We start from the raw sequence: 6957 nt of genomic DNA, 5'->3' as shown, positions 1-6957 counted from the left end.
GGGCACGGAGCAGCGCACCGCAACCACGACGGCCGGCCCCGGGAGCATTCCTCCCGGGGCCCTGCGCATCCTGGCTGCCAAAAAGAATTGGCGCGCCCACCACCACTGTCACGATCCAGACCGTAGGCTATGGTCATGGCCAAGATGACAACAGCCCAGCACGTGGAATCCATCAGCGCAGGTTATGCCTTTGACGGGTTGGCGGTGAATCTGGGGGCAACGCTGGTCGATGGCCAGCTCTTCCCCGAGGCACAGGTCCGCCTGCCGTTGCGAATGATGAACCGGCACGGCCTGGTGGCAGGCGCCACCGGCACCGGCAAGACCATTACCCTGCAGTTGATGGCCGAACAGCTTTCGGCCCACGGGGTTCCGGTCTTCCTGGCAGACATCAAGGGCGATCTCACCGGTCTTTCCACGCCCGGGACCCCGACGGAAAAACTCACTGCGCGCACCGCCTCTGTCGGCATGAAATGGGAAGCCAAGTCCTTCCCCGTGGAGTATTACGCCCTGGGCGGCAACGGGCAGGGAACCCCGATCCGCGCCACCCTCTCCTCCTTCGGTCCCCTGCTGCTCTCGCGGATCATGGAGTTGAACGAAACGCAGGAATCCTGCCTGCAGCTGATCTTCCACTACACCGACACCAAGGACCTGGACCTCCACGACCTCAAGGACCTGCGCGCGGTCATCCAGCACCTGACCAGCGATGAAGGCCAGGACGAACTCGAGGGGCTGGGAGGCGTGTCCAAGGCGACCGCCGGCGTCATCCTGCGCGAGCTTGTCACCCTCCAGGCCCAGGGCATGGAGTCGTTTTTCGGCGAGCCGGAATTCGACACCGCCGAGCTCCTGCGCCAGGCACCTGACGGCCGCGGGGTCATCAGCATCCTTGAACTGCCGACCCTCATGGAAAAGCCGCTGCTCTTTTCCACCTTCATGATCTGGCTGCTGGCGGACCTCTTTGCCGAACTGCCCGAGGCCGGGGACCCGGAGAAGCCCAAGCTGGTGTTCTTCCTCGACGAGGCGCACCTGCTCTTCAACGGGGCCTCCAAGGCCTTCCTGACCTCGATCACGGCCACCGTCCGGTTGATCCGCTCCAAGGGCGTCGGCGTGTTCTTCGTGACCCAGACGCCCAAGGACGTTCCCGGCGACGTGCTGGGACAGCTGGCCAACCGCATCCAGCATGCCCTGCGGGCCTTCACCCCCGATGACGCCAAGGCACTGAAGTCGACGATCTCCACGTTCCCCACCAGCGACTACGACCTGGACGAGGCGCTGACGCAGGCGGGCACCGGCGAAGCGGTGGTCACTGTCATGAACGAGAAGGGCGCCCCCACCCCGGTGGCCTGGACGCGCATGTGGAGCCCTGAATCCACCATGGGCCCCTCCGCCCCCGACGTGGTATCCGGGATCATCGGTTCTTCCGCCCTGATGCAGGTCTACGGCACGAGCGTGGACCGCGAATCCGCCTACGAAAAGCTCAACGGGGCCACCACCTCGGGCTCCGAGGCGCCGGTGCCCACCGGAGGGTCGGTTGCCGCCCGGGTCCCGGGTCCCGGCCAGACGCAGGCCGACATCGACGCCGCCGCACGGCACATCGAGGAATCCATTCTTGGCCGGCCGTCGTCAATCCCGAATTCCGCTCCGGAACCGGGGGCGGCCGACTACACCAAGGCCGAACCGCCGGTGGCCACAACGGGTTCCCCCGGTGGCAGGACCAAGGCGCCGGCACCGGCGCAGAAGCCCGACAATCCCCTGCTTGACATGGCCTTACAGGCTGCAAACATGTTCGGAAGGGAAATGCTCCGCGGCATGTTCGGCACCAGGCGGCGCCGCCGCCGCTAGGACAATTAGCGCAAACGTCCCGATTTTCCCGGTAGCCTTGGACTCAATGAGCGAACGTTTATCACCCACAAGGGTCGCTGCCATCTGGGCGGCGGCCCTTGTGGTGCTGGCCGTAGTTGCAGTTTCCGTCATCGTCCTGGTGAACCAGAAGGCCTTCGGGCCGGCCCAAATGGTCAAGGAACTCCAGTCCCACCTCGTCAACGGCGAGGGCGCCCAGGCACTGGGCATGCTCAATGCCAAGGTGCCCGCGGGCAACGCCCTGCTGCTTGACGGCGAGGGGCTGAAGGCCGCCAGTGCCGACATCAAGGACTTCACCGTCGGCAAGCCCGAGGAGATCCTCGGGGCCGAGGACACCGTCAAGGTCGTGGCCAGCTACTCGATCCACGGCGTTGAGCAGCAAACCACCTACCAGTTGCGGCACACCGGGCGCAGCTGGCTGTTCTTCGACAACTGGGAGTTCGTTCCCACGACCCTTCCCACGGTGGCCATTTCGGCCAACACCACCAACGAGGTCTTGGTGAACGCGCGGCGCGCCCCGCTGGTCAAGGGCCAGGCCACCGTTCCGGTCTTCGTTCCCGCGGTCATCGACACCGGTTTCGCGACCCCCAACTTCAGTGCCGACTCGCGGGGCCTGGCCGTGACCGATTTCGCCAGGAAGGGCACGGAGGTGAAGTTGCAGACCCGGCCGACCAAGAAATTGCTCGACGAGGTCAACAAGCAGATCACCGCGTACCTCGATGGCTGCGCCAGCCAGCAGGTGCTCATGCCCGCCGGCTGCCCGATGAGCTACTCCACCTCCGCACGGGTGCAGTCGGACTCGATCCACTGGAGCATCGTGGACTACCCGGCCGCCGAGGTCGTTTCCTTCGACGGGGGCTGGTCCCTGCGTCCCTTGACCGTCAAGGCCCGCCTGGAACTCACCGAGCAGGACCTGCGGACCGGCAGGTACACCGAACAGACCATCGACGACACCTTCGGTTTCACCGCGGCGCTCAAGGCCAACACCACCAAGGTCCGCGTCACCCCCGTCTCCAGCGAGTAACGCGCGCTTCGGCCCAGCCGCGGGGCCTAGCGGCCCAGCGCGGGGACCAGCGGGCGGGATGCGGCCCGGTGCCTGGCCGGGGAGCCGGACTTCAGTCGCGGGGCGTTCCGCGACCTGCGCACCACCAGGACAACGGCGATGAGCCCGGCGACCAGGGAGAGCACCGCGCCGCTGCCGACCGACCAGCGGGCACCGAACTCGGTGCCGAGCCAGCCCACCAAGGGGGCGCCCAGGGGCGTTCCGCCCTGGACCACCATCACGTAGAGCCCCAGCACGCGCCCGCGGTAGGCAGGATCGACCGACAGCTGGATCATGGTGTTGGCGCTGTTGAGGAACGTCAGCGAGGCCAGCCCCACCGGCACCATCATCAGCGCGTACCAGAGGAAGCTCGGCATGAAACTGGCAATCAGTGCCGTGGCGCCAAAGCCGATGGCACCGCCCAGCAGGTAGCGCATCCGCGGCCTGCCCCGCCGGGCGGCCAGCAGGGCCCCGGCCAGGGTGCCGACGGCCATGATGGTTCCCAGCAATCCGAACTCCCCCGCACCGACGTTGAACACGTCGGTGGCCATCATGGCGTTGGTGAGCTGGAAGTTCAGGCCGAAGGTGGCCACGACGAAGGCCAGCCCAAAGATCAGCAGCAGGTCGGGGCGCTGGCGCACATAGGCCACGCCCTCGCGGATCTGGCCCTTCCGGCGGGCCACCAGCACGGTGGGCTGGAACCGCTCCGTGCGCATCTTGGCCAGGGAGAAGATCACCGCGCCGAAGCTGGCGGCGTTGATGAGGAATGCCGGTCCGGTGCCGAAGAGGGCAATCAGCATCCCGGCGACGCCGGGGCCGGCCAGCCGGGCCAGGTTGAACGAGGCGCTGTTCAGCGCCACGGCATTGGGCAGGTCGCCGGCCGGCACCAGTTCGGAGACAAAGGCCTGGCGTGCCGGCGCGTCGAAGGCGCTGGCCACGCCCAGCCCCAGTGCAAGCAGGTAGACATGCCAAAGCTCCGCGGCGCCGGTGACCACCAGTACGCCCAACAGCACGGCAAAGAAGCCCATCGCCGACTGCGTGACCAGCAGCAGCTTGCGCTTGTCCATGCGGTCCGCGAGCACGCCGGCAAAGGGGCCCAGGAGCAGAATCGGGAGGAATTGCAGGCCGGTGGTGATGCCGACGGCCGTTCCGTCGTGGTTGGTCAGCATGGTGAGCACCAGCCAGTCCTGGGCCACGCGCTGCATCCAGGTGCCGATGTTGGAGACCAGTGCGCCGGCGGTCCAGAGCCGGTAGTTCGGGTTTTTCAGGGCGCTGAACATCCGGCTCACTTGGCGCTCATTTCCTGCAGCAGGGCCGCGGCGCGCGCGAGCGTTGCCCGGTCCTTGGCTCCGAGTGTTTCCAGGCGCGTGGCCAGCCAGGCGGTGCGTTGGCTGCGTGCGCCCCGGTAGGCGTCCCTCCCGGCGGCGGTGGGTGCGATCAGCACCTGGCGTCCGTCGTGCTCGCTGGCGGTGCGGGTGACCAGCCCCGCCTCCAGCAGGGACTTCACGATGCGCGTCATGGACGGGGCCGCGACCTGTTCGCGGGCGGCCAGCTCGCCGATGGTGTGTTGCTCGTTTCTCAGGCCCGCGAGCACTGAATACTGTGCGGGGGTGAGCGACTCGGAGCTTGATTCCAGGCGCAGGCGGCGGGATGTCTTCATCACGGCCACGCGCAGTTCGGCGGCCAGGTCCCCGGTGTCGCTGGGGTCGGCGGGGGTTGTTGGTGCGGGTTTCGGGGCGTTGTTGGTTACGTTCACTTGATCCGGGCGAGCCACGGACCCTCCTTCAATGCGCCGGGCGACCCGGCGTCTTTGGTTTCGACCTCGTTGGTTTCTTTAGCATTGCTAACGATACGCGGGTCGAATTTTCCCCGCCATGACGCGGCTCACCGTTCGCATCCCGGCAGTGGGTGAGAATGCTCACCATGCCGCGGTGCACCCGCGGACGGCGCGAGGCCCGCCCCCGGATGGGGACGGGCCTCGCGGAGGGGCAGGGGAAGGAACCCGCTAGTTGTCCAGCCCGCGCAGGTCCAGGACCAGCTCGCTTTCACCCTCGGCGTCCAGGACCACCGGGATGCCCCAGTCCTGCTGGTAGAGGTGGCAGGCGGCGTGCATCGGGATCTCGCCACCCGGCTCCCCGTCGCAGGCGGCGGCGCGGGCCGTGATGTGCAGGACGCCCTCGGGGATCTCCGGGTTCAGTTCCAGGGTGCGGGTCAGGCCCGTCGAGGTGCCGCCGCCGGAGAGCAGCAGCTCCTCCGGGGAGGAAGAGATCTTCAGCTGGGTGGGATCCCCCCAGCGGTCATCGAGCTTCTGGCCCTTGGGTGCGGAGAAACGCACGGTCAGCGCGTGCTCCCCCGCCGTGACCTTGGTCTTGGGGCGCTGGGTCTGGCTGGCGCCCTCGTCAACGACCAGTGCCTCGGCCGGCAGCGGCAGGCGCACCAGCTGGTGGTTGTTGGTTTCCACGACCAGCAGGACCGGCTCGCCGTCCACCGAGGCATCGAGCTGCACGTCGGCCGGCTCGTTCAGGCCGCGGGCCAGGGTGCTGACGGTGGCGGTGGCCGGGTCGTAGCGGCGCACCGCTCCGTTGTAGGTGTCGGCGATGGCAATGGAGCCGTCGGGCAGCGCCGCAACGCCCAGCGGGTGCTGCAGGCGTGCCGCCTCGGCCGCGCCGTCGCGGAAGCCGAAGTCAAAGAGCCCGGCGCCGATCGCTGTTTCGACCGCTTCGACGGAGCCGTCCGCGGCCAGCACCAGGCGGCGCAGCGCGGAGGTCTCCGAATCGGCAACCCAGATGTTTTCCTGCTTGTCCAGGGCCAGGCCGGAGGACTGGGCAAACCAGCTCTCCCCGGGCGCCCCGTCGGCGAGGCCCTCCAGGCCCGTGCCGGCGAAGACGGAAAGGGCCAGGGTCTCGGGGTTGAAGGAGAAGATCTGGTGGGTTCCGGCCATCGCGATGATGACCGCGTTGGTCTTGGGGCTCCACAACACGTCCCACGGGGAGGACAGGGAGGTGTTCAGCGGGTCGTTGCCCAGGTCGCTGATCCAGGCCCCTTCGTTGCCGTCGCCGGCCGCGGTGCGGGCCTGGTCGGCGTCGAGCAGGCGCTGGATGCCGTTGCCTGCCAGCGTGGTGACCGCGCCGGTGTCGAGGTTCAGCCCGCGCAGGCGGTGGTTCACGGTGTCGGCGATGACCGCGTGGTAGCCCAGGGTGGCGGCAAGCTCGGCCGGGAGCAGGGCCAGGCCCTGGGGCTCGTTGAACTGTGCGGTGGCCGCGTCGCCGTCGGCAAAGCCCTTAACTCCGGAGCCGAAGGTGCGCACCACGGTGGACAGGTCGTTGCCCAGTTCCACGATGCGGTGGTGGCCCGAGTCCCCGATGAGGAAGTTTCCGTTTTCCAGGGCCACCGCCTTGCCCGGGAAGCGCAGGTCGCCCTCGCGTGCCGGGGGTGCCACGTAGGGGCCGGTGCCGCGGTGCAGCGTGCCCTTGGCGTCGTGCTCGGCGATGAGTTCCTCCACCAGCGACTCCAGTCCGCTGGCGTGGCCCTCGCCGGAGAGGTGGGCGACGATGTAGCCCTCGGGGTCCACGACCACCAGGGTCGGCCAGGCGCGGGCGCCGTAGGCCTGCCAGGTGACAAGCTCGGGGTCATCGAGCACCGGGTGCTGGATCTCGTAGCGTTCCACGGCCGCGGCCAGGGCCACCGGGTCCGCCTCGTACTCGAACTTCGGGGAGTGGACGCCGACCGTCACCAGGACCTCGGAGTACTTGGCCTCCAGCGGCCGCAGTTCGTCCAGCACGTGCAGGCAGTTGATGCAGCAGAAGGTCCAGAAGTCCAGGATCGTGATCTTGCCACGGAAGTCCTGCAGCGTCAGCTGTTTCCCGCCGGTGTTCAGCCAGTTGCGGCCGACCAGTTCTGAGGCGCGGACCTTGTACGAGGTACGCACGGATTCGGTTCCGGTGTTTGTGGGCGCTGTCATGGGGATACTCCTTGAGCTTGTCGGCTGACGCGGTGCTGGATTCAATTATCCCGGTTTGGTCCCCGGGGCGGGACATCATGACCTGATGCGACGAACC

The 6957-nt window shown here is 67.8% G+C and carries 5 protein-coding genes; 2 read left to right on the top strand and 3 right to left on the bottom strand.

Features of this window, described 5'->3' with window-relative positions:
- The first annotated feature begins 135 nt into the window (after positions 1-135).
- Both AC6CHY_RS15445 and AC6CHY_RS15440 read left to right on the top strand, forming a co-directional pair.
- Complete coding sequence (locus tag AC6CHY_RS15445; RefSeq protein ID WP_498227281.1) at positions 136-1839, top strand: helicase HerA-like domain-containing protein; 1704 nt, start codon at positions 136-138, stop codon at positions 1837-1839.
- Between the two features lie 46 nt (positions 1840-1885).
- Complete coding sequence (locus tag AC6CHY_RS15440) at positions 1886-2881, top strand: hypothetical protein (protein ID WP_498227280.1); 996 nt, start codon at positions 1886-1888, stop codon at positions 2879-2881.
- 26 nt (positions 2882-2907) lie between these two features.
- On the opposite strand, the gene AC6CHY_RS15435 is transcribed toward AC6CHY_RS15440, so the two are convergent.
- The 3 genes from AC6CHY_RS15435 to AC6CHY_RS15425 form a co-directional block, all read right to left on the bottom strand.
- Positions 2908-4179, bottom strand: coding sequence for an MFS transporter (locus tag AC6CHY_RS15435; protein WP_217390332.1), 1272 nt, complete (start codon positions 4177-4179; stop codon positions 2908-2910).
- A 5-nt stretch (positions 4180-4184) separates the two neighbouring features.
- Positions 4185-4673 (bottom strand): MarR family winged helix-turn-helix transcriptional regulator, encoded by a 489-nt coding sequence (locus AC6CHY_RS15430; RefSeq protein WP_498227279.1) that lies wholly within the window; start codon positions 4671-4673, stop codon positions 4185-4187.
- A 231-nt stretch (positions 4674-4904) separates the two neighbouring features.
- Positions 4905-6860 (bottom strand): NHL domain-containing thioredoxin family protein, encoded by a 1956-nt coding sequence (locus AC6CHY_RS15425; RefSeq protein WP_498227278.1) that lies wholly within the window; start codon positions 6858-6860, stop codon positions 4905-4907.
- Positions 6861-6957 lie beyond the last annotated feature (97 nt).

Source organism: Paeniglutamicibacter sp. GQ140, from assembly GCF_059759235.1.
This window is presented reverse-complemented; position numbering and strand designations above follow the sequence as displayed.